The sequence below is a fragment of the Yoonia sp. SS1-5 genome, assembly GCF_038443705.2.
Taxonomy (GTDB): Bacteria; Pseudomonadota; Alphaproteobacteria; order Rhodobacterales; family Rhodobacteraceae; genus Yoonia; species Yoonia rhodophyticola.
This window is the reverse complement of the sequence record NZ_CP151767.2, coordinates 2,850,103-2,872,583: the sequence shown is the minus strand read 5'-3', so window position 1 is coordinate 2,872,583 and position 22,481 is coordinate 2,850,103. Positions and strand designations below refer to the sequence as shown.

Genomic DNA, 22,481 nt, shown 5'->3' with positions numbered 1-22,481 from the left:
TGGTTATGCTGAGTCTCGCATGATCAGCTTTCCCTGCATTCGTGTGCTTTTCCAAGGGCCTGGCTGATCCTCGATCGCCGCGAAAAGCCCCTCAACCGCGTGTTTGGATACCGCATCATAGTCATGTGCAACGGTTGTCAGCGGCGGGCAGGTATAGCGCGAAAACGGATGATCGTCCTGACCAGCCACGCGAATCGTGCAATCTGCACCCCGCCCGACGATGCGCCCTTCCTCATAACAAGCCGTTAACAGGCCAATTGCCAGGCGATCATTGCTGCACAGAACCGTGTTCGTCTCGAACGCGCCGGACGCCAGTGCATTGCGGCCGCCCTGCCGACCGATCTCTTCGAAATCCCAGCCCTCGCCTGGGACGGATATCACCCGCGGCGGATACCCGAATTTCTGCATTGCATCCAGATACCCCACGCGGCGGCGATGCGCGTTGGGGTTGGCCGGGTTCTGCATTTCAAAGAAACACGGCGCCTCGCCGGTCCGGCACAGGTAATCGGTAATCAATTCGGTAAATTGCGCATTGTCCGACCCGACAAAGGCAATCCCGAATTCCTCAACGCTACTGTCAAACAGAACTGTCGGGACTTGCTTGCAGAATTTTTCAAGCGCGCGGCGGTCCGATGACCGGCCAAGCGGTGCCAACAGGACCCCGGCAGGCTTCATCGACACAAGGTTATCAAGAATTTCCGCCTCAAGCGCCGGTGAGCCATGCGAACTGAACAGCGTGGGTCTGTACCCGGCATCAATGCAGCGTTGTTCGACATTCCGCGCCAGTTCCGCAAACACAGGGTCAGCCAGATAGGGAACCACGATACCGACATTCTTGGTCAGCTTCCGGTTCTGGTTCATCGCATAGATGTTTGGCCGATAGTCATACTTTTCCAGCGCCGCCTCGATCCGCGACCGGGTCGACACACGCACCGTCTCGGGGTCATGAAAAAACTTGGACAGCGTCGGGCGGGAAATCCCGCTGACGGCGGCAAAGTCCTCCATATTCCTGATCTTCTTACTTCTGGTCGTCATGCCATCTCCCGGCGCCGGTCTGGGAGAGCCCGCAGACGTGTTTGCCCACAAGATTTCTTAACGCGCGCAAAAAATCAACCTTTACATTGTCACTTTACTGTTCGGGACCCCCATCTGCCCGCAAAATCATCAGTCATGGGCCTTTCGCACGAAAACCCGGAGCAATGCGCATCACGCAAAAAACCCCGGACTGACGCCCGGGGTTTGCCGTTGCAGTGAATGTCAGGCTGACCTTAGTTCAGCGCCTGGTCAGTGATGACGCTGGTCCACGCACCTTCGGGCTCGGCCGAAATCACCGGATCAGACCCACCGGCAAGCAGCGTATCAACCGTTCGCTGATAGTCAGCCGGGTCAAGAGATCCGTCAGATCCGGCCGTCAGCTTGGCAATCTCACCCATCATCCTGATCTGCGCGGCTTCGGTCTGCGCACCGGTCTCGTCATAATCCAGCACGATACCTGCGGCTGCCTCGGGGTTTTCCTCGGCCCATTTCCAGCCTTTCATCGAGGCGCGAACGAAGCGGACCATTTTGTCCACAAACACGGGGTCTTCGAGGTTCTCTTCCAGCGCGTAAATCCCGTCTTCCAGCGTGGCAACACCCTGATCTTCGTATTTGAACGTCACCAACTCATCGGGGCTGACACCCGCATCCAGCACCTGCCCATATTCGTTGTATGTCATGGTCGAGATACAATCGGCCTGCCGTTGCAACAGCGGATCAACGTTGAACCCCTGCTTCAGCACAGTCACGCCATCCTCGCCACCATCGGTCGAAATACCCTCCTGGCTCATCCAGCTCAGGAACGGATATTCGTTACCAAAGAACCAAACACCAATGGTCTTGCCCTTAAAGTCCTCGACAGATGTGATCCCGGTGTCCTTCCAGCAGGTCAGCATCAACCCGGATGTCTTGAAGGGTTGGGCAATATTCACCACCGGCAGTCCCTTTTCCCGGGCGGCAAGGGCAGAGGGCATCCAGTTCAGCATGACATCAGCGCCGCCACCTGCCAGCACCTGCGGCGGGGCAATATCTGGACCACCGGGCAGGATGGTGACGTTCAGCCCCTCTTCCTCATAGAACCCTTCGTCAAGCGCTACATAGTAGCCTGCAAACTGTGATTGCGTGACCCATTGCAACTGCAAAGTCACATCATTCGCGTGCCCATCAGCAAAGGCCGTCCCGCCCAAGCCGGTCGCAAGCGCCGCCGTCATCATGAAATTTCTCATCTTCTTTGACCTCCAAGTCAGTTTGGCCCCTTCCCCGGGGGCGTTGGTTATGTCCGTTGTGACGGATGCCAGAATGTCACCCGCCCTTCTGCCCATGCCGCAAGCCCATAAAATGCGCTGCCAGCAATCGCTGCCACAACAATTTCGGCCCAGACCACATCCAGCGCAAGCTGGCCGACCGATGTTGATATCCGAAAGCCCATGCCAACCGTGGGCGAGCCGAAAAATTCAGCAACAATCGCCCCAATCAAGGCCAGTGTCGTCGCGATCTTCAGCCCGTTAAAGATAAATGGCATCGCCGCGGGCAGCCGAAGCTTGAACAGCGTGGCCCAATATCCGGCGCCATAGGTGCGCATAAGGTCCCGCTGCATCGCGGTGGTATCGCGCAGCCCCGCAACGATGTTCACGAGGATCGGGAAAAAGACCATCACGCCGACCACAGCAGCCTTGGATTCCCAATCGCTCCCCAGCCATTTCACGAAAATCGGGGCGGTTCCCACAATCGGCAGGGCGGCCATAAACCCGCCCACCGGCAGAATGCCCCGGGTCAGAAAGGCCGAGCGATCCGCAAGCAGGGCCACAATCAAGGCGGCAAGGGCGCCGATGACATAGCCGGTCATCGCGCCCTTGATCACGGTCTGCACAAAATCCGCCCACAAAAGTGGGATTGATTGGGAAAACCGCTCCGCAATCGCTGTAGGGGCGGGAAGTATCACGGGGCTGATCTCCAAGAGCCGCACCAAAAGCTCCCACATGATCAGCAGGGATAACCCAAAAATCAGCGGCACCAGAAACCGGACAAATCGAGTATTGGCGGCGGCACTGCGGGCCAGGCGAATATTGATCAGCCAACCAGCCGCCCAGACAGCAATGACACTGATGAATGCAACGCTGCCACTCATGCTGTTGTCATCCCCATCCGGCGCAGGGTAATCCGCTCGATCAGACTGAATAGCCCCACCAGCGTGGCGGCCGTTATTGCGGCGGCAAAAAGGGCGGCCCAGGTGACCAGCGGCTGCCCGTATTGATCACCCACAAGCATACGCGCGCCAAAACCGGCCCGCGCACCGGTTGGCAACTCGGCAACAATCGCGCCCACCAGTGATGCGGAGATCCCGATCTTGAGGGACGCAAAAAGATATGGGACCGAGGCCGGCAACCGCAATTTCCAGAACCCCTGGGCGGGGCTGGCATGGTAGGTGTGCAGCAAATCCAGCTGCATCGCGTCGGGGCTGCGCAACCCCTTGACCATCCCCACAACCACCGGAAAAAAGCTCAGATAGGCGCTGATAATCGCCTTGGGAAACAAACCCTGTATCCCGACAGATCCCAGCATGACGATGATCATCGGGGCAAGCGCAAGAATAGGGATCGTCTGGCTCGCAATAGCCCAGGGCATCACGCTCATATCCATCGCCCTGTTGTAGACAATCCCAACCGCCAGAAGGATCCCGAGGCCCGTGCCAATGGCAAAACCCAGCAACGTCGCCGAAAGGGTCACCCAGCCATGATAGACCAGCGACCTTTTCGAGGTGATCTTCTTCTCTGCGGTCGTCTGCCAAAGCTCCAGCGCAACCTGATGGGGCGAAGGCAGGCGCGGACGATCCAGGGTAAAAGTCGGGCCAATCAGATGAAGGTTGCGCAGGCTCAGGCCGATCCCGGAATACGCTTGCCTTGCGGCCGGTGTTTCAGGCGTGACGGCCACACCGTCGCGCTGCGCCTGATCTGCGGTCAGATGCATGTTCATGGGCACAACTGACACGACCCAAAACAACAGGATCGCACCCACAACTGTCAGAACAGGCAGCAGCGATTTCACACAAGACCCCCATCATCTCGCCAAAAATACTCAAAATCCTCAGGCATCATCATGCCCCGCGCGCAGTCCTTCACGCACCCTATGCGCCACGGCGATGAACTCCGGGGTATCGCGAATATCCAAAGGCCGCTCTTTGGGCAGCGGGCTGTCGATCACATCGGTGATGCGACCGGGGCGGGGGGACATCACGACAATCTTGGTGGACAGATACACCGCCTCTGGGATCGAGTGCGTGACGAAACCAATCGTCTTTTCCGTCCGGGCCCAAAGCTGAAGCAGCTGCTCATTCAAATGATCCCGCACGATCTCGTCCAGCGCGCCAAAGGGCTCATCCATCAAGAGAATATCCGCATCAAACGCCAGCGCCCGGGCAATCGAGGCCCGCTGCTGCATCCCGCCTGACAGCTGCCATGGGAATTTCTTCTCAAACCCAGCCAGCTCGACCAGTTCCAGAACACGGGTCACGCGCTCTGCCTGCTCGGCCTTTGAAAACCCCATAATCTCCAGCGGCAGCCTGATATTCCCGCCAATCGTGCGCCAGGGATAAAGCCCCGCCGCCTGAAACACATAGCCATAAGCCCGCGCCCGCCGCGCCTCATCCGGGGTCATACCATTGACGGTAATCTCCCCGCCTGTGGGCGTTTCCAGCCCAGCGATGCAACGCAGAAAGGTCGTCTTGCCACAGCCCGAGGGGCCGATGAAGCTGACGAAGTCACCCTTTGCAATGTCGAGGTCCACGTCCTTGAGGGCGTGAACCGGTCCATCATTGGTTTGAAAGGTGAGGTTCAGGTCGGAAGCTGAAATCGCTGCATCCATTCTAGTCGAATCCGTACAAGAGTTGGGTTATCACAATCGCGATAACAGCGGCTGCGGGCCCAAACACAATCGTAACTGCAAATCGCCCCGCACCATGCGGCGACGCGCTCAACGTCATGAAGAAGATATCCGTACCAAGTGTGGTGACACAAACAACAAGCAGGGTAGCGATCACTACTGACATCCGTTGTCGCACGTTCTTCTTCGCAAAAAACTTCAGAGCGCTGATCCAAAGTGGCATTCCAACGACCAGTGCAATCAGTGCGACCGGGATCCAAACAATCCAGCCAAAGAACAACGAGACAACCACAAAACCGGGTAGCGTTTCTAACATCTCCAAAAAAGAAATTAACGACTTGTCCTCGTTACCCGGCTGGAGCCAACCCCAAGCCGCCATCGCAGGAAATGTCAAAATGATCGTCGAGAAGATAACCAAAAGGAAGCGATCAACCGACATATATCGTTTTGGAAGAGAGATGATGCTAGACCCCCGTTGCCGGAATGCCCGTCCGCTCCACCGGCCTTGGTGCGGTCAGTTCCTTCCACGTGCTCAGCGCCTTGTTGGTAGGCGTGTTCGCCTCGCGCTTTACGAACTTGCCGTGGCCTTCCTGCGTGCGCACTTCGCCGTCATGGATCGCCACATGGCCGCGTGTCAGGGTAAAGCGCGGCAGGCCTGTCACCTCTTTGCCCTCGAACACGTTGTAGTCGATCGCCGATTGTTGGCTGCCCGCAGTGATCGTCTTTGACTTCTCGGGGTCCCAGACCACCAGATCAGCATCGGCACCGACCAGCACGGCCCCCTTCTTGGGATAGCAGTTCAGGATCTTCGCGATATTGGTCGAGGTCACAGCGACAAACTCATTCGGCGTGAGCCGCCCGGTCTTTACCCCATGGGTCCAGAGCATCGGCATCCGGTCCTCAAGCCCCCCTGTCCCGTTCGGGATTTTCGAAAAATCACCAACGCCCGTCCGCTTTTGTTCGGTCGTAAAGGCGCAATGATCTGTCGCCACGACGGACAGGGACCCGGACTGCAAGCCGGCCCAGAGGCTATCCTGATGCTGCTTGTTGCGGAACGGAGGCGACATAACGCGGCGCGCGGCGTGGTCCCAATCCTTGTTGAAATACTCGGACTCGTCCAGCGTCAGATGCTGGATCAGCGGCTCGCCCCAGACCCGCTTGCCCTGCTGACGGGCACGGCGGATCGCTTCATGCGCTTCTTCGCAGGAGGTATGCACGACGTAGAGCGGCACGCCCGCCATATCGGCGATCATGATGGCGCGGTTCGTCGCCTCGCCTTCGACCTGAGACGGTCGGGAATAGGCATGCCCTTCGGGCCCGGTATTCCCCTCAGCCAGCAGTTTCGCCGTCATCTCGGCCACAACATCCCCGTTTTCGGCATGGACCATGGCGATGGCCCCCAGTTCCGACAGGCGGTTAAAGCTGGAAAACAGCTCATCATCATTCACCATCAACGCGCCTTTATAGGCGAGGAAATGTTTAAACGTGTTGATCCCCCGATCCTTCACGACCGTTTCCATGTCGTTGAACACCTGCTCGCCCCACCAGGTGACGGCCATGTGGAAGGAGTAGTCGCAATTGGCGCGGGTCGATTTATTGTCCCAGCGTTTGATGGCGTCAAGCAGGCTTTCGCCCTGATTGGGCAGGCAGAAATCGACCACCATCGTGGTGCCACCGGCAAGGCCCGCGCGTGTGCCGGACTCAAAATCATCGCTGGAATAGGTGCCCATGAACGGCATTTCCAGATGCACATGCGGGTCAATACCGCCGGGCATGACGTAGCAACCGGTGGCGTCAAGCTCCTCGTCCCCTTTCAGGTCCGGGCCAATCTCAATGATCTTGCCGCCGTCAATCAGGACGTCCGCCTTGTAGGTCAGATCATGCGTGACGATGGTGCCGTTTTTGACGACTTTGGTCATTTGTCCGGGTCCTTCTCCATTTGCTCATATACTTTCTTTCGAAACTCCTTTGACGGCTTTGAAAGAATGGTATTTCCCAAGCTTGTCACAATTAGAAAACGGAAGCTTCGCAATAAAACCCAGCGACTGAGCCAGTTATATTCCTCAAATCGCTTTGCGAAATCTCCATACCAGTTTTTCCCATCATCCCGCAGTTCTGGAAATCGCCAGTGTGCAACCTCTCCGTCCTCTAAGTGGGTAGGTACGGGTGAATCACCCGGCAGGCCGGTGATTAAAACGAAGCTATTTAATTTGAACAAGGATCTCGCGCCCAAGTGAGTGATGGTGACTTTCCGATGACCGACGTTAGTTGCTGCAACATGAAAAACCTTCTTAGGCTCTCCACCACCCACGGTGACTTCCTGCATTGGTCTAGCAACAAGTCTAACATCTTGAGCATTTGCCCTGTTCGCAACGCGAAGAGCTACTATCGCCGCTGTAAACGTGGCAGTTCCAGCAAACCATATTCCGACAACCTCAATTAACTGCGGCCAGTTATCGAAAATTCCCAGTATCACCCCACAATCTCCGCCGTTTCCAGCACCGCGTGGAACAGCACATCTGTCCCGGCCCGCGCCCATTCGGGGCTGATTTCTTCGGCCTCGTTGTGGCTCAGCCCATCCACGCAGGGGCACATGACCATGGATGTCGGGTAGAGGTCGTTGATCCAGCAGGCGTCATGCCCCGCGCCTGATACGATATCCATGTGGCTATAGCCCAGCCGCTCTGCTGCGTTCCGTACTGCCTTTACGCAGCCTTCGTCAAAGGCGGGCGGGTCGAATTGGCCGACGATTTCCGCCTCGAAGGTGACCCCGATATCTTCGCAAAGCTTCGGTGCCCGCTCCATCAGTTCGGCCACCATCGCGTTCAGCTTATCCAGCAGATGGGTCCGCATATCGACAGTAAAGACCACCTTGCCGGGGATGATGTTGCGGCTGTTGGGATGCACGTCGATATGGCCGATGGCGCCCACCGCGTTGGGCTGATTTTTCATCGCAATCTCGTGGACCAGTTCGGTGATCAGCGCCAACCCGCGCCCCGCATTTTTGCGCATATGCATCGGGGTTGATCCGGTGTGGCTTTCCTTTCCGGCAACCGTGCATTCGATCCAGCGCAGGCCCTGCCCGTGGGTGACGACACCGATATCCTTGCCCTCTGCCTCAAGGATCGGCCCTTGTTCGATATGCAGTTCAAAGAACGCATGCATCTTGCGGTCGCCGACCTTTTCGGTGCCTTTCCAGCCGATACGTTCCAGTTCATCCCCAAAGCGTTTGCCGTCCGCATCCACCCGGTCATTGGCCCAGTCCAGCGTGTGCTTGCCCGCAAAAACACCGGAGGCGAGCATGGCGGGCGCATACCGTGTGCCTTCCTCATTCGTCCAGTTGGTCACGACAATTGGGTGCTTTGTCTTGATGTCGAGGTCGTTGAGCGTGCGGATAATCTCCAGCCCGCCGAGCACACCAAGCACACCATCATATTTCCCGCCGGTCGGCTGTGTATCCAGATGTGATCCGACATAGACGGGCAGCGCGTCCGGGTCCGTCCCATCCCGCCGGGCAAACATATTGCCGATCTCGTCGACACCCATGGTGCAACCCGCATCCTTGCACCATTGCTGAAACAAGTGGCGGCCCTCGCTGTCTTCGTCGGTCAGGGTCTGCCGGTTGTTGCCGCCCGCAATACCGGGGCCGATCTTGGCCATCTCCATCAGACTGTCCCACAGACGCTCGCCATTGATACGCAGGTTTTCTCCGGGGGCTGGCATTTGGCGGGCTCCTTCATCTTGGTTTGACCAACTGGTCAAAACAACGCTAACAGAGGGGGAAGTGCAGTCAAGTTTTCCGCGCAGAATGCAGGCGGATGCTGATAGGTTATGCAAATCAGGCCGATTGCGCCCAGCGACGCCCGAAAAATGAGCAGGTCACCGTTTTGAACAAACCCCAAACCCGTATCCAGCAACGTAACAAGGCCGCCATTCTATCCGCTGGTCTGGACGTATTTTCGCAATTCGGATTCAGGGGATCAACGCTGGATCAAATCGCTGAGGCGGCCGGGTTGTCCAAGCCGAACCTGCTCTATTATTTCCCTTCGAAGGATGCGATTTATACCGCATTGCTGGAGCGGCTGCTGGAAACCTGGCTGACACCGCTTGCGCAGATGGACAGGCACGGCGACCCGGTCGCGGAAATCCTGGGCTATGCCCGGCGCAAACTTGATATGAGCAGGGATTACCCCCGAGAGAGCAGACTTTTTGCGACAGAAATCCTGCAAGGCGCCCCACATATCGCAAACTACCTTAGCGGCGATCTGAAGGCGTTGGTGGATGAGAAGGCAGCGGTCATCAAAAATTGGTCAGAAACAGGAAGGATTGCGGATATTGACCCGCATCATCTGATCTTTTCGATCTGGGCGCTAACACAGCACTATGCGGATTTTGACGTGCAGGTGCGCGCAGTCTTGAACACAGATGACCCTCTGGCAGGCGCAGGCGCATTTCTGGATCAAGTTTTGCGAAATATGCTGCGTGTCTGATAGTAAGGTTTTATAAACCAAGTCAGATCTAGCCTTGACGCATGAGACAAATCCAGATGCGCCAAACCCGTTTCGCCGGCGGAAATCCAGCCTTTTTTCACCAGCTTTTTAGTGCAAAAGCCGCCATGTCGGGCGGTGTCGTTCGACGGGCAGTCCGCGATGTCGAGCGGGAAGTCGGACGCGAGGCGATGATTGCCGAGGTGGTCCGGCGCGGCTTTCATTTGATTGAATGCGCCGACCAGTTTGTTGTCATCTGCGCATCCGACCATTTGACGGTACATGTTTGAGCGACGCAAAGTCTTCGTGACGAAGACTTTGCCCGTGAGCAGACTTTTCGCAATGAAAAGTCTGCAGACACCGATTATTCTGCCGCGACCGCCCCCGGGTTGTTGGGGTGGGTTGTCCAATTGGCGTAATCTTTTTCAACGATTTTGCCTGTACGCGGATCAACCTGCCCGGGCGCCATCGCTTCCATTGTAATGCAGTTTTCAACAGGGCAGACATCAACGCAGAGATTGCAAGCGACGCATTCGGCGTCGATCACGCTGAATGTCCGGTCATCAGACATCGCAATCGCCTGATGACTGGTATCTTCGCACGCCGCATAGCAACGTCCACACTTGATGCAATCGTCCTGGTTGATCTTGGCTTTAGCGACGTAGTTGAGGTTTAGGTACTGCCAGTCGGTCACGTTTGGAACAGCGCGACCAACGACCTCTTCTACCGATGTATAACCTTTTTCATCCATCCATTGGGATAGGCCACTGACCATTTCCTGAACGATCTTGAACCCGTAAGTCATAGCGGCGGTGCAAACTTGCACATTGCCGCAGCCCAAGCTGATGAACTCTGCTGCATCACGCCAGGTCGTAATCCCACCGATCCCACTGATCGGCAGACCATGGGTTTCCGGATTGCGGGCGATTTCTGACACCATCGACATGGCAATGGGCTTGACCGCAGGGCCGCAATACCCGCCATGCGACCCTTTGCCGTCGATGGATGGTTCGGGCGACATGGTGTCCAGGTTGACCGACGTAATGGAATTGATCGTGTTGATCAGACTGACTGCATCAGCCCCACCGCGCATGGCTGCTGCGGCGGGTTTGCGCACGTCGGTGATGTTCGGTGTCAGTTTCACAATAACAGGTTTGTCGTAATACTGCTTGCACCAGCGCGTGACCATTTCGATATATTCAGGCACCTGCCCGACGGCCGCACCCATGCCGCGCTCTGACATGCCATGTGGACAGCCGAAATTCAGTTCGATCCCGTCTGCACCCGTTTCGGCCACCCGGGGCAGGATTGCCTTCCACGCCTCTTCCTCGCAGGGGACCATGATGCTGACGATCATGGCCCGATCGGGGTAATCCGCCTTGACCCGTGTGATTTCTTCCAGGTTGGTTTCAAGCGGTCGGTCGGTGATCAGTTCGATATTGTTCAGACCCAGCAAACGCCGGTCGGCGCCGTAGACGGCGCCGTAGCGCGGGCCATTGACGTTCACGACGGGTGGGCCCTCGGCGCCGAGGGTCTTCCAGACCACACCGCCCCAACCAGCCTCGAACGCGCGGCGGACGTTATACTCCTTGTCTGTCGGTGGGGCAGAAGCCAACCAGAACGGATTGGGGCTTTTGATGCCGAGAAATTCAGTTGTGAGGTCAGCCATGATGTCTCTCCCGTAGGGTAGATGGGTTAAAACCCATCTTACGATGTTAGCATATTGTGGATGTCTTCGGCAGCATCACGCCCTTCGGCGACGGCTGTCACCGTCAGATCGTTACCGCCCGCGGCACAATCACCGCCCGCCCAGACCCCGGCGAGGCTGGTCCGCCCGACTTCATCAACCGCAATTTTCCGCCCTTCAAGTGCCAGCCCCACATCGGTGGCAAGCGCCTGCCCGATGGCCTTGAACACCTGATCTGCGGCAAGACGCATTGTCTCGCCGGTGCCCTTGAGCCCTGTTCCATCATCGCTGGTGTATTCCAGCTCGATTTCGCGCGCGGCCCCGTTGCCATGTATCCCCACGGGTTGGGCGTTGAACAGAAGCCGTACACCTTTTGACGCGGCCAGATCCTGTTCGAACCTGCTGGCGCTCATCTGTTCGCGTCCACGCCTATAAGCGATGGTCACATTCTGGGCACCCAGCAGTTTCGATTGCACCGCCGCATCCACAGCGGTCATGCCGCCGCCAATGACGACCACATCCCGGCCCACAGGCAAGTTGGCCAAGTCAGTCGCCTGTCGCAGATCAGCAATGAAATTGACAGCATCACGCACGCCGTCCTTATCCTCGCCCTCCGCCCGAAGCGCGTTCACCCCGCCCAGACCCACACCGAGGAAAACGGCCGGAAAGCAGCCCGTCAGGTCGTCCAGCGACAGGTTGTCACCCAGCCGCATACCCGTCTTGATGGTGATCCCGCCGATGCCAAGCAGCCAGTCAACCTCTGCCGCTGCAAAATTATCCGTGGCCTTGTAGGCGGCAATACCGAATTCATTCAGCCCGCCGGGTTTGTCAGCAGCATCGTAGATGGTGACGTCGTGGCCATGCATCGCAAGCCGATGCGCACAGGCCAGACCGGCGGGCCCGGCGCCCACAACCGCAACTTTCTTGCCAGTCGACGGGGCCCGGCTGTAGGGGTGGCTTTGCCTGGCCATCAAGGTATCAGTGGCGTATCGCTGCAACCTGCCAATCTCAACCGGTTTGCCCTCGGCCATTTCGCGCACGCAGGCCTGTTCGCACAAATCCTCGGTAGGGCAAACACGGGCGCACATGCCGCCCAGGATATTCTGATCAAATATGGTTTTTGCAGCTGCCTCCGGTGTTCCGGTGCTGATCTGCCGGATAAACAAGGGAATATCGATATCCGTGGGGCAGGCCGTCACGCATGGTGCGTCATGACAAAAGTAGCACCGATCCGCGGCCACTGCCGCTTCATGCGGCGCGTAGGGGGCGTGCAGATCGTCAAAATTTGCGGCGAGTTCGTCGGCCGGTAAACGGGCCGGCGCAATACCGGGGGTCATAGGGCTGGGCATGGCTGATCCTGTCCTGGCTGAATTACCGCCAGCCTGCCACAAAATATTTTTTTATCAAATGGTAAATTTCTGGCAATTTGTGAACTACGATGATCAGCCCGAAAAAACCCGCACCTGTTGGTGGCGCGGGTCTCATTTCTATCATTTTACCAATCTGTTAGGCTAAAGGTGAAACGGGTCAACCATCACCCGCTGCCCCAGTGTCAGCGCATCTGCAACATGATGCATCGGCGACAGGTCCACATCAGACGCATTGGTTTTGATCAGCCCTGCCATGCGATCATAAAGGGCCGGGTATTCCCGGTTTGGCCCAACATCCACGGCAGATCCGTCAATGACCAGACGACCGCCCCCATCATGCAAGGTCAGATCACCCGCATCGGTCTGCACGGTGATGTCCCAGCTCTGCGGGCCTTCCTGACGCCAGTCGAAATCCCCTGTCACGCCACCTGTCCATGTCAGTTGCGCTGCAATCGGCGTGTCACTATTGGCCGGAAATTCGAGAACGGATTTGGTCAGATGCACCCGCATCGGCAATATCTCTGTCATGATCGACAGGGCGTTGCTGCCGGGATCAAAGACACCCATGCCGCCTGGCGCAAACACCCAATCCTGCCCGGGATGCCAGCGCCGGACATCCTCTTTCCAGGTGATATGAGCGGCCTTGATATCCTTGTCCGCAAGCCACGCCTTGGCATGCGGCACCCCGGCAGCCATCCGACTATGCCATGTGGCAAAAAGGCTCACACCCGCATCGGCGGCAAGTTCTGCAAGCGTGTGGACTTCGGCCAAGGTTGCACCGGGCGGCTTTTCCAGCATTACATGACGGCCGGCCGCAATGGCCCGCTGGGCATAATCAAAACGCGGCACAGGCGGCAAGCATAGCGATACAACTGGTATATCGGCCCGATCCGCCAGCATCTGATCAAAATCAGTATAAGCCTGCACGCCCTCGACCGTGCCCGATCTGCTGACAGTTGCGGCCAGATGCCAGTCATCTGACCCGTTGATTGCAGGCACGTGTTGATCCACGGCGATCTTTCCGATGCCAACCAATGCGATATTTGTGGCCATCAATGCGACTCCCTTGCAACCGCGTTACCCCGGCACCCAACCAGAAAATCAAAATCTGCACCGGTATCAGCGCCAAGCACCTTTTCATGATAAAGTTGCGCATAGCCCCCATTTGGCCGCTCGACCGGCGGGGTCCATGCGGCCAGCCGGGCGGCAATCTCGGCCTCGGGGACATCGAGATGGATGCAGCGCCCCTCAACATCCAGCTCAATCATGTCCCCGTCGCGCACAATGGCCAGCGGACCACCTGCGGCGGCCTCAGGCGCGGTATGCAGAACAACCGTGCCAAATGCGGTCCCCGACATGCGGGCGTCAGAGACGCGAACCATATCGCGGATACCCTTGCGCAGGATCTTGGGTGGCAGCAGCATGTCACCCACTTCGGCCATGCCCGGATAGCCGCGCGGGCCGCAATTCTTCAAAACCATCACGCAGGTTTCGTCGATATCCAGATCCTCATCCTTAATCTTGGCCTTGTAGTCGTCGATATCCTCGAACACGACGGCCCGGCCCCGATGTTTCATCAACGCGGGCGACGCTGCCGAGGGTTTTAGGACCGCGCCATCGGGGGCCAGATTACCACGCAAAACTGCAATGCCCCCCGAAGATGTCAGCGCCTTGTCGACGGGCAGGATCACATCTTCATTCCAGTTGGTGACATCCTTGACCTCGTCCCAGATCGGCCCGCCTGATACGGTCAGCGCATCCTTGTGCAGCAGTCCCGCATCACCGAGCCGCTTGATGACAACGGGCAAGCCGCCGGCATGAAAGAACTCTTCCATCAGATATTTGCCTGATGGCATCAGGTTCACGATTGTCGGGACGTCCTTGCCGCAGCGGTCCCAGTCATCAAGGCTCAGGTCAACTTCACATCGTCCGGCAAGTGCCAGAAGATGCACAACCGCATTGGTCGATCCCCCAATCGCCCCATTCGTCCGGATCGCATTTTCAAAAGCGGGCTTTGTCATGATATCCGACGGTTTCAGGTCATCCTTGACCATATCCACGATCCGCCGGCCCGAGACATGCGCCATCACCCTGCGCCGGCTGTCCACTGCCGGAATAGCGGCATTCCCGGACAGGGCCATGCCCAGCGCCTCGGCCATTGATGCCATCGTGCTTGCGGTGCCCATCGTGTTGCAGGAACCTGGCGAGCGGGACATGGATGCCTCGGCCGCAACGAATTCCTCGGGTGTCATCTTGCCTGCGGCGACATCGGCAGAAAACTTGCGGATATGTGTACCGGAGCCTATTGTCTCGCCCCGGAAATTCCCGTTCAACATGGGACCGCCCGAGACCATGATCGCCGGAATATCCACCGATGCGGCACCCATCAGCAGGGCCGGGGTGGTCTTGTCACAACCGGCCAGCAGGACAACCCCGTCAATCGGCTTGCCGCGCAGCGATTCCTCGACATCCATGGCGCAAAGGTTGCGAAACATCATCGCCGTCGGGCGCAGCGCAACCTCGGACGGCGAGAACACCGGAAATTCGACCGGAAAACCACCCGCCTCATAGACGCCGAACTTTACCCGTTCGGCCAGATCGCGCAGATGCGCGTTGCAAGGCGTCAATTCGGACCACGTATTGCAGATACCAATCACCGGACGGCCATCCAGCAGATCGGCTGGCAGGCCTTGGTTCTTCATCCATGACCGGTGATATATCGCGTCCTTGTGGGTGCCACCGAACCATTCCTGCGACCGCAGCTTGCGCGGCCATTTTGCGGGCTGAAATGCCATGTAGGTCTCTTATCTCTTGTGATTATCAGCGATATCATTTCAGGTCTGACAAGGACACGCAAACCGATAGGCCCCGCAATGACCAAGCACAATATGGAATTCTGGCCCGAACGGGTTGATCTGGCTGCCGCCTTTCGCTGGACAGCCCGGCTAAATATGCATGAGGCCGTGGCCAACCATTTCAGCCTTGCGGTGAATGATAACGGCACCCGGTTTCTGATGAACCCCAACCAGATGCATTTCTCGCGGATCAAGGCCAGCGACATGATACTGGTTGATGCCAATGATCCCGATGCCATGACCGGCCCCGATGCGCCTGATCCGACGGCGTGGGGCCTGCATGGGGGCATTCACCGCAATGTGCCGCATGCCCGCTGCGCGATGCATGTTCATTCGGTGTTTGCGACAGTTCTGGCCAGCCTGCAGGACAGCCGTCTGCCCCCGATCGAACAAACCTGCTGCACGTTTTTCAACCGTTATGTCATTGATGACAGCTATGGCGGCCTGGCGTTCGAGGATGAGGGCGAGCGCTGCGCGGCCCTGTTTTCGGACCCCAAGAAGAAGGTGATGATCATGGGCAATCATGGCGTTCTGATCATTGGCGACACGGTGGCGGACACGTTCAACCGGCTCTATTATTTCGAGAGGGCATGCGAGACGTATATCCGGGCCTTGCAAACCGGCCTGCCCCTGCGTGTTCTGCCCGATGACATCGCCGAAAAAACAGCCCAGGAACTCGAAAGCTACCCCGAGCAGGACGCCCGGCATCTGGCCGAGCTCAAGGCGATCCTTGATGAGGAGGGATCAAACTACGCAGCCTAGCGCTTTCGAAACAGCACAAGCCGCGCCATGTCATTGCGATGCGCCGCATCCGCCCGATCATCGTAAATCCGGACCTGCCGAAAATTCAGATCCATGATCTGATCTGCCAGCGCGTCCAATGCGGCCTCAAACCCGTCCGCCACGAAATGCGCGTCATTCACCGAAAGCGAAAAGACCGCACCGGGCGCCGCCACATTCAGCAAATGTTGCAATGCGACAGGGCCCACATGCCCAAAGGTAAACGTCCCCGCACTGACGATGCCCGCATAGGGTGCCGCCGGCAGCTGGAGCGGCTGTGTGATGTCCCCGCCGGTCAGGTGCCGGTAGCACCCTTTCATTTCGGCAACCCGCAACATTTCCTCGGAAAGATCGACCCCATCGACAGGGCCGACACCCGCACCTTGCAGGTGCATCCCGACAAGGCCGGTCCCCGCGCCCACATCCAGAACCGGCCCACAGCCGTCACCGGCCAGATAGCCCAGCACAACCTCGCGCGGCAGCTGATACCCCTGCCCATCGCCGAACGCGGTGTCATAGCTATGCGCCCATGATTGATAAAGCGCCTTGACCTCTTCCTTGGAAGTAAGCGCATAGGCGTTATCTACATCATGTGTCGGGTCCATCTTTGGAAGGCTAACATGGTCTTGCGGATTTGCGCCAGCGCTGGCACCACCGGCATATGACAAATACGCTTCTCTCATTCGGGCATGGCTACAGCGCCCGTGCCTTGTCCCGCATATTGCTGCCGCAGGAATGGCGGATCATCGGCACCACCCGGTCAGAAGACCGCGCGGCGCGCCTGATGAACGAAGGTGTTGAACCCCGCATTTGGCCCGGCGCCGACATGATCCCGGCACTGAATGCAGCGACCCATCTGCTGATCTCGGCTGCACCGGATGAAGCAGGCGACCCGGTGCTTGGCGCGCTACGCGATGAAATCGCGGCGCGCGCCGAACAATTCCAATGGGTCGGCTACCTGTCCACCACAGGGGTCTATGGGGATCATGGGGGTGACTGGGTCGATGAGAACACAGCACTGACCCCCGCAACCAAACGCGGCATCGCCCGCGTCGCGGCAGAGGCCGCCTGGGCCGCAATCCCGGGGCTGCCGCTGCATATTTTCCGCCTTGCCGGCATCTATGGCCCCGGTCGCGGCCCGTTTTCCAAGGTCCGCGCCGGCACGGCCCGCCGCATCATCAAGCCGGGTCAGGTCTTTAGCCGCACACATGTCGCCGACATCGCACGGGTCCTTGCGGCCTCGATCGCGCGGCCCAATCCGGGGGCTGCCTATAATGTCTGCGATGATGATCCTGCGCCACCCGAAGACGTCATTGGCTACGCCGCCGCGCTTTTAGGCATGCCGCCCCCACCTGCCGAGCCCTTCGAGACCGCCGAAATGACCCCGATGGCCCGCAGTTTCTATGCCGAAAGCAAGAAGGTCCGGAATGACCGGATCAAGGATGAACTGGGGGTGACCCTGCTTTACCCTGACTATCGGTCCGGGCTTAAGGCGTTGCTGGCACAGGAAATTGGCGCCTGACCAGCCATGCGATCCCTGCAAAGGCAAGCAGCAGCACAAATGCCATCCCCAGATTGGTCGCATAGAAAATCAACCGCCCCGGCAGTTCCAGATTGTTCAGGAAAGGATAGGGCAGGCCTGATGTGACGCTGCCGACCGGCGTATCATTGAAGCGCTGCACAATCAGTTCTGCCCAAAGAACGTAGAGCGCAATAACGCCAGTAAGCCACCCAACCGCAGCCAGAAGCCTGCGATAGCTGCGATGAATGAACACCGTATCAATCCACTGTAGCAGCGGCCCAAACAGATGCAGATAAAGTTCCAGATGCCACGCAGCCAACTGACCATCCCGGGTCACCGAATTCGGATCTGCAAAATACAAGCGCCAGTACAGGAAAACGACCATCGTGTTGAGCACCGCAGTCGCACAGACAAACCCGTCCCAGCGTCGGTCACTGCGTCCTTCCATCAACGCCATCATGCGGCTGGCTGCAAAGAAGGATGCAAAAAGCGCCCAGATCGTCAGAAATCGGAATGGTCCGCCAAAATTGTCGAACCCGCCAAAAACAAGTGTCCGAATGCAGTAACCGGCGGCTAACCCAAAGACGATCCACCGATAGGCGATCACAAAGCGATTGTTCATTCATTTCCCTTTTTCGGCCAACATGCGGCATGGGTTGCAGCCGCGTCCAGTCTGACCACACGTCTGAATTTTGCAGATAAATCCCAAAACCATGCTTGACGGTTGATCCGCAACTCCCGAAACTCGCCCGCATATTGTGAATGGCCGGTTGCGCCACATCAAGTCATTGGAGCGATGCCATTATGTCACCAGACGACGCCCCGCCCGGAGACGACGAAAAGACAAGGCCGCCGGCGGTTGCAACACGGTATGACACGCTGGCCGATCTCTATGTCGGGATTCCGCAGCTTGCCGAGCTGACCCAACAACGGCCACAGCCCGAAGAAGAAGCGCTGCACTACCTGATGCGCCTGCGGCAATCGACAACGCCCGAAGAGGCGATCACCTTCACCGCCTTTGCGATTCAGCCCAAGCTCGCCATCTGGTGGGGGCATGAATGCCTGCGCATGATGCCCGATGCCCTGACTGCGCTGGATCGGCAGATGATGGAACTTGTGGCCGGCTGGATCGGCCGCCCGGACGCGGCCATGCGCCATCACATCATGCGCGAAGCATTATGGGCGCCCGCAAAATCACCCGGTGTGCATCTGGCACTGGCTGCCGGATGGTCAGGCGGGTCCATCGCCCCCAATGATCCCGCCCAAGTCCCTGCAAGCCGCGCACCACGCGCCTTGAATACGGCGATCCTGTCTTGTCTTGCGCGTGCCGATCTGTCGCGCAGGCCGATCTTGCTGGCCCGGTTTATCGACATGGCGGAATCACTCTTCAAGGTTTATTAAGCGTTTGTTCTTTTTTACCAACTGGCCCGGCACTGCATGACCCTCACACTGCGGATCGAAAACTATGACAGGCTGCCTGATGGCGGCCCAACGACGACGACTGTCACCCAACAGGGGCTGACGGTTGGCCGTTCGACGGCCATGGACTGGACCTTGCCGGACCCGCAAAAACATATCTCAAGCCACCATTTCGACATTGCCTATAAAGACGGTGCCTATTGGCTGACGGATGTATCCACCAACGGTGTCTTTCTGGATGGGCAACGGCACCGGCTGGAAGGCGCGCATATGATCCGCCAAGGCGACCGGTTTCAGGTTGGACACTACTTTATCGGGGTGTCGCTGGGTGCAGGGGCCGCGGCTGCGGCGCCCGGCGAAACCCCGGCAACCCCACCGCCACCCGCTTTTGACGACAGCGACCCATGGGCCGTGGCCAGCGCGCCTGCAGCCCCGATTGACCCCAATCCCCGCCCGGACCCACGGGCATTTGAAGATTTCGCAAGCGACTTCATCGTCAATCCGCTGCCCGTCACACCGCCGCCAGCACCGCCACAACCGGCCCCGAGTGCACCGCCTGTCCCGGCAGCGGCACCATCACCCTTTGGCAACTCGGACTCGCCGTTTGGTGCGGCGCCGCCCGCAGTCGCTCCCGCACCTGCTGCCCCACCCGCAGCGGTCGCGCCCGCCCCCCAAGCGCCGCGCCAACCTCCTGCCCCCGCCGCCCCTGCGACGCCCGGCCCGGATCAAGGTGCCGCAATCGTTACGGCCTTTTGCGAGGCTGCTGGCCTTCAAACGCCCGAAGGCGCCAATGCCGAGGATGCCATTGCCCTTGCCCGCGAGTTGGGCGCGACGATGAAGGTTGCCGCAGCCGAGCTGATGACATTGCTGCAGGATCGGGCGGCAGCCAAGAAATTCACCCGAGGCGGCGACCGGACCATGATGGGGGCGATCGGAAACAACCCGCTCAAGTTTCTGCCTGACCCAACCCAAGCGTTAGAGGTCATGTTCCTGCGCCCGCGCGATGGCTTTCTGCCCGGCGGGCAAGGCATGACGGCGGCCCTTGAAGATGTGAAAACCCATCAGCTAGCGGTCTTCGCCGCCATTCAGCCTGCGCTGATCAAATTGCTGGAAGACATCTCGCCGGAGGCCATCGAGGAAACGACCGGTGGCGGCCTGCTTGCCGGTGGCCGGCGGAAATCCTGGGACGAGTTTGTCAAACGCTGGGACGCCAAGGTCGGCGATCATGAAAACGGTATGCTTGATGTGTTCCTTGCCCATTTCGCCGAAAGCTACGCGGCGGCCGTCGATGCCGCCAAAAAGTGAAGCACCACCTTTGCAGGTCAGGAATCCCTTGCTTGACCCAAGACGGGCTGCGCGGCACGGTGATCGTCATTGATAAGGTATTTATGCGGAAGATGAATTTGACTGTGCTGCCCAACATGAAAGACCTGTCATGAGCTACGACTGGATGAAGGAGCCTATTTCGGCAGATGCTTCCTGCGGCCCCGATCTTGAGGCGGCGGATGATGCGGCCTTCGTGGATTACTATTACGAAGCCGAATCCCGGATGCCAGAGCGGTATTTCACCCCCGGTATCAAGGCTCCCGATGACGAATTTACCCCCGGCACGGTATTTGATCCCAAGTCAATCGACCACAAATCCGAGAAAGAGACGATCAACGGGCTGTTGAAGCGCAGCCGCGATATCCGGTTGCTGTCACTGCTGGCGCGTCTGATGATCCTTGCCGGCCGACTGCCCGATTTTGCAGACGCCGTCGATGGGTTGGCGCTGGCGCTGGAAACGCACCCTAATGACGTGCACCCGCAAGAGACCTCTGACCGCCGGGGGGCCATTGACGAATTGGGTGGCTCAACCGTCGTTGGACAACCCCTGCAATATGCAAACCTCGCCGGGCCGGGCGAAGTGACCTATCGCAGACATCTGGTTGCTACCGGCCAATCCGAACCGCGCGAGGGTGAGGTCGGGCTGAACGCCGGCACGTTGATGTCCGAGATTGCGGCACCCGGCAACAAGCAGCATGTTGATGCGGCGCATGCCGCCCTGACAAAGGCCGCCGATGCGCTGCACCGGATTAAGTCGGCCTGCCTGCGCCTGGACGCGCCATTTACGCCATCAATCGACGCCACCCAGACCGTCATCGCCAATATTCAGACGATGATGCAGGATGCGCGCAATGATCTGACCCCATGGTCAGCCGAGGGCGCCAGTACCGACGATGATGCGCCCGCCACTGATACCGACGCGCCGTCGGATGATGCGGTTGCGGCCGCACCCGGCCCGGCGCCTGCGGCGACAACGCAGCCAGCCCCCGCCATCAGCACATCCGTGCCAAACAGGGCGGCCGCCTTGCAGACCCTGACTGCTGTCGAAAGCTATCTGGCCACCAACGAACCGGCCGCCCCCTCGCTGTTGCTGGTCACGCAGGCGCGACTGCTTGTGGGCCGCCCGCTGATCGAGGCGATTGAAACGCTGATGCCGGAACACGCGAACCAGACCAAAATCACATTTGGGTCGGGCAGCAGTTTCGTGCTATACATGGACCGGCTTAAAATGCTTGCTGGTGAGGGCGCCAATCAGGCCGCACCGGCCGCCGATGCCGAACCCGGCCCGGTTCCGGACATCCCGGATCGCACCCATGTGGCCCCGCTGATCAGCGCGGTTGAGGAGTATTTCAGGGTCCGCGAGCCCGCCAGCCCTATTCCGGTGCTGCTCTCAAAGGCGCGCACATATTTGGACAAGGATTTCGCGGCGATTGTCGCAGATTTGTTACCGCCGAAGGGCGATGTGTAATTTGGCACATACAACCACAGTTTGTCTCGACTAGAAGGCGAAGTACGTTGACTTCAAAGTTCAGACAAAGTTTCATGTTCGCGATGTTGAGGAGAGATTAAATGCCATCAGATTCTGCCACAGGTTTTATCAAGCGTAACCGCCCCCCGCGGGTCAATATTTCCTACGCCGATCCTTATGACAGCGAGAAAATGGTCGAGCTGCCTTTTGTCATGGGCGTGATGTCTGATCTGTCCGGAAATGCATCCCAAGTGGAGAAGGCCCCACTGGCCGAGCGGAACTTTACAGATGTGACCGCCGGCACCCTTGATGACTACATGGCAAGCGTCTCTCCGGGCCTGTCATTTGCGGTGGAAAACAAGCTGGACCCGGACAGCGGTACCAAGCTTGGCGTCAATCTTGAATTCAGTTCGATGGACGACTTTGGCCCGGCGCAGGTCGCCCGTCAGGTGCCTGCCCTGGCAAAACTGCTGGAAGCGCGCGAACAGCTTGCAAACCTGTCCCGCTACATGAACGGCAAGTCCAAAGCGCAGGATCATCTGAAAGCCTTGCTTGAAGATCCGGAACTGATGGCCGCATTGGCCGAGGCGAATGCTGACGCCGAAGAAGACGAAGACAAAGCTGAATAATAACCTGCGAGCGCGCCCCTCGGG

At 58.5% G+C, this 22,481-nt stretch carries 23 protein-coding genes; 7 read left to right on the top strand and 16 right to left on the bottom strand.

What is annotated here, in order from left to right; genetic code table 11:
• Window positions 1-3 precede the first annotated feature (3 nt).
• From AABB31_RS15610 to AABB31_RS15570, 9 genes are all read right to left on the bottom strand, one after another.
• Window positions 4-1,035, bottom strand: a complete 1,032-nt coding sequence (locus AABB31_RS15610) for a LacI family DNA-binding transcriptional regulator (RefSeq protein WP_342077266.1) — start codon at window positions 1,033-1,035, stop codon at window positions 4-6.
• 233 nt (window positions 1,036-1,268) lie between these two features.
• Window positions 1,269-2,261 (bottom strand): ABC transporter substrate-binding protein, encoded by a 993-nt coding sequence (locus tag AABB31_RS15605; RefSeq protein ID WP_342077267.1) that lies wholly within the window; start codon window positions 2,259-2,261, stop codon window positions 1,269-1,271.
• Between the two features lie 47 nt (window positions 2,262-2,308).
• Window positions 2,309-3,163, bottom strand: coding sequence for an ABC transporter permease (locus AABB31_RS15600; protein ID WP_342077268.1), 855 nt, complete (start codon window positions 3,161-3,163; stop codon window positions 2,309-2,311).
• Entirely contained in the window at window positions 3,160-4,080 is a 921-nt protein-coding gene (locus AABB31_RS15595; protein ID WP_373634964.1) for an ABC transporter permease, read from the bottom strand. Before AABB31_RS15595 ends, AABB31_RS15600 begins: the two co-directional genes overlap by 4 nt.
• Before the next feature lie 39 nt (window positions 4,081-4,119).
• Window positions 4,120-4,896: an ABC transporter ATP-binding protein gene (locus AABB31_RS15590; RefSeq protein WP_342077269.1), complete on the bottom strand. Its 777-nt coding sequence runs from the start codon at window positions 4,894-4,896 to the stop codon at window positions 4,120-4,122.
• A gap of 1 nt (window position 4,897) precedes the next feature.
• Window positions 4,898-5,353: a hypothetical protein gene (locus tag AABB31_RS15585; RefSeq protein WP_373634963.1), complete on the bottom strand. Its 456-nt coding sequence runs from the start codon at window positions 5,351-5,353 to the stop codon at window positions 4,898-4,900.
• A gap of 25 nt (window positions 5,354-5,378) precedes the next feature.
• Window positions 5,379-6,833, bottom strand: coding sequence for a dihydropyrimidinase (hydA, locus tag AABB31_RS15580; protein WP_373634961.1), 1,455 nt, complete (start codon window positions 6,831-6,833; stop codon window positions 5,379-5,381).
• Window positions 6,830-7,390 (bottom strand): hypothetical protein, encoded by a 561-nt coding sequence (locus AABB31_RS15575; protein WP_342077271.1) that lies wholly within the window; start codon window positions 7,388-7,390, stop codon window positions 6,830-6,832. Before AABB31_RS15575 ends, hydA begins: the two co-directional genes overlap by 4 nt.
• Window positions 7,387-8,637, bottom strand: a complete 1,251-nt coding sequence (locus tag AABB31_RS15570; protein ID WP_342077272.1) for a Zn-dependent hydrolase — start codon at window positions 8,635-8,637, stop codon at window positions 7,387-7,389. The genes AABB31_RS15575 and AABB31_RS15570 overlap by 4 nt, the downstream gene beginning before the upstream one ends.
• A 164-nt stretch (window positions 8,638-8,801) precedes the next feature.
• Here AABB31_RS15570 and AABB31_RS15565 point away from each other — a divergent pair, with 164 nt between their 5' ends.
• Window positions 8,802-9,404: a TetR family transcriptional regulator C-terminal domain-containing protein gene (locus tag AABB31_RS15565; protein ID WP_373634960.1), complete on the top strand. Its 603-nt coding sequence runs from the start codon at window positions 8,802-8,804 to the stop codon at window positions 9,402-9,404.
• Here AABB31_RS15565 and AABB31_RS15560 read toward each other — a convergent pair.
• The 5 genes from AABB31_RS15560 to araD form a co-directional block, all read right to left on the bottom strand.
• Window positions 9,374-9,685, bottom strand: a complete 312-nt coding sequence (locus AABB31_RS15560; RefSeq protein WP_342077273.1) for a hypothetical protein — start codon at window positions 9,683-9,685, stop codon at window positions 9,374-9,376. The two genes, AABB31_RS15565 and AABB31_RS15560, sit on opposite strands and share 31 nt — an antisense overlap.
• A gap of 80 nt (window positions 9,686-9,765) precedes the next feature.
• Window positions 9,766-11,070 (bottom strand): NAD-dependent dihydropyrimidine dehydrogenase subunit PreA, encoded by a 1,305-nt coding sequence (preA, locus tag AABB31_RS15555; protein ID WP_342077274.1) that lies wholly within the window; start codon window positions 11,068-11,070, stop codon window positions 9,766-9,768.
• A 38-nt stretch (window positions 11,071-11,108) separates the two neighbouring features.
• Complete coding sequence (locus tag AABB31_RS15550) at window positions 11,109-12,437, bottom strand: NAD(P)-dependent oxidoreductase (RefSeq protein ID WP_342077275.1); 1,329 nt, start codon at window positions 12,435-12,437, stop codon at window positions 11,109-11,111.
• Between the two features lie 162 nt (window positions 12,438-12,599).
• Entirely contained in the window at window positions 12,600-13,511 is a 912-nt protein-coding gene (locus AABB31_RS15545; RefSeq protein WP_342077276.1) for a Gfo/Idh/MocA family oxidoreductase, read from the bottom strand.
• Window positions 13,511-15,253, bottom strand: a complete 1,743-nt coding sequence (araD, locus tag AABB31_RS15540; protein WP_342077277.1) for an L-arabinonate dehydratase — start codon at window positions 15,251-15,253, stop codon at window positions 13,511-13,513. Before araD ends, AABB31_RS15545 begins: the two co-directional genes overlap by 1 nt.
• A gap of 78 nt (window positions 15,254-15,331) precedes the next feature.
• Here araD and AABB31_RS15535 point away from each other — a divergent pair, with 78 nt between their 5' ends.
• A complete protein-coding gene (locus tag AABB31_RS15535) occupies window positions 15,332-16,075 on the top strand; it encodes a class II aldolase and adducin N-terminal domain-containing protein (protein ID WP_373634958.1) in 744 nt (247 codons plus the stop codon).
• On the opposite strand, the gene AABB31_RS15530 is transcribed toward AABB31_RS15535, so the two are convergent.
• A complete protein-coding gene (locus tag AABB31_RS15530) occupies window positions 16,072-16,698 on the bottom strand; it encodes a methyltransferase domain-containing protein (protein WP_342078813.1) in 627 nt (208 codons plus the stop codon). The two genes, AABB31_RS15535 and AABB31_RS15530, sit on opposite strands and share 4 nt — an antisense overlap.
• Window positions 16,699-16,754: 56 nt before the next feature.
• On the opposite strand from AABB31_RS15530, the gene AABB31_RS15525 reads away from it, so the two are divergent.
• Window positions 16,755-17,615, top strand: a complete 861-nt coding sequence (locus AABB31_RS15525) for an SDR family oxidoreductase (RefSeq protein ID WP_342077278.1) — start codon at window positions 16,755-16,757, stop codon at window positions 17,613-17,615.
• On the opposite strand, the gene AABB31_RS15520 is transcribed toward AABB31_RS15525, so the two are convergent.
• Window positions 17,581-18,237, bottom strand: a complete 657-nt coding sequence (locus tag AABB31_RS15520) for a hypothetical protein (protein WP_342077279.1) — start codon at window positions 18,235-18,237, stop codon at window positions 17,581-17,583. The two genes, AABB31_RS15525 and AABB31_RS15520, sit on opposite strands and share 35 nt — an antisense overlap.
• Before the next feature lie 182 nt (window positions 18,238-18,419).
• On the opposite strand from AABB31_RS15520, the gene AABB31_RS15515 reads away from it, so the two are divergent.
• The 4 genes from AABB31_RS15515 to tssB all read left to right on the top strand — a co-directional run bounded on the left by AABB31_RS15515 (window position 18,420) and on the right by tssB (window position 22,457).
• Window positions 18,420-19,016 carry a hypothetical protein gene (locus AABB31_RS15515; protein ID WP_342077280.1) on the top strand — a complete coding sequence of 199 codons (597 nt, stop codon included), beginning with the start codon at window positions 18,420-18,422 and terminating at the stop codon, window positions 19,014-19,016.
• 36 nt (window positions 19,017-19,052) lie between these two features.
• A complete protein-coding gene (gene tagH, locus AABB31_RS15510; protein WP_342077281.1) occupies window positions 19,053-20,339 on the top strand; it encodes a type VI secretion system-associated FHA domain protein TagH in 1,287 nt (428 codons plus the stop codon).
• 130 nt (window positions 20,340-20,469) lie between these two features.
• Window positions 20,470-21,828 carry a type VI secretion system ImpA family N-terminal domain-containing protein gene (locus AABB31_RS15505; protein ID WP_342077282.1) on the top strand — a complete coding sequence of 453 codons (1,359 nt, stop codon included), beginning with the start codon at window positions 20,470-20,472 and terminating at the stop codon, window positions 21,826-21,828.
• A 101-nt stretch (window positions 21,829-21,929) separates the two neighbouring features.
• Window positions 21,930-22,457, top strand: coding sequence for a type VI secretion system contractile sheath small subunit (tssB, locus tag AABB31_RS15500; RefSeq protein ID WP_342077283.1), 528 nt, complete (start codon window positions 21,930-21,932; stop codon window positions 22,455-22,457).
• Window positions 22,458-22,481: the final 24 nt, after the last annotated feature.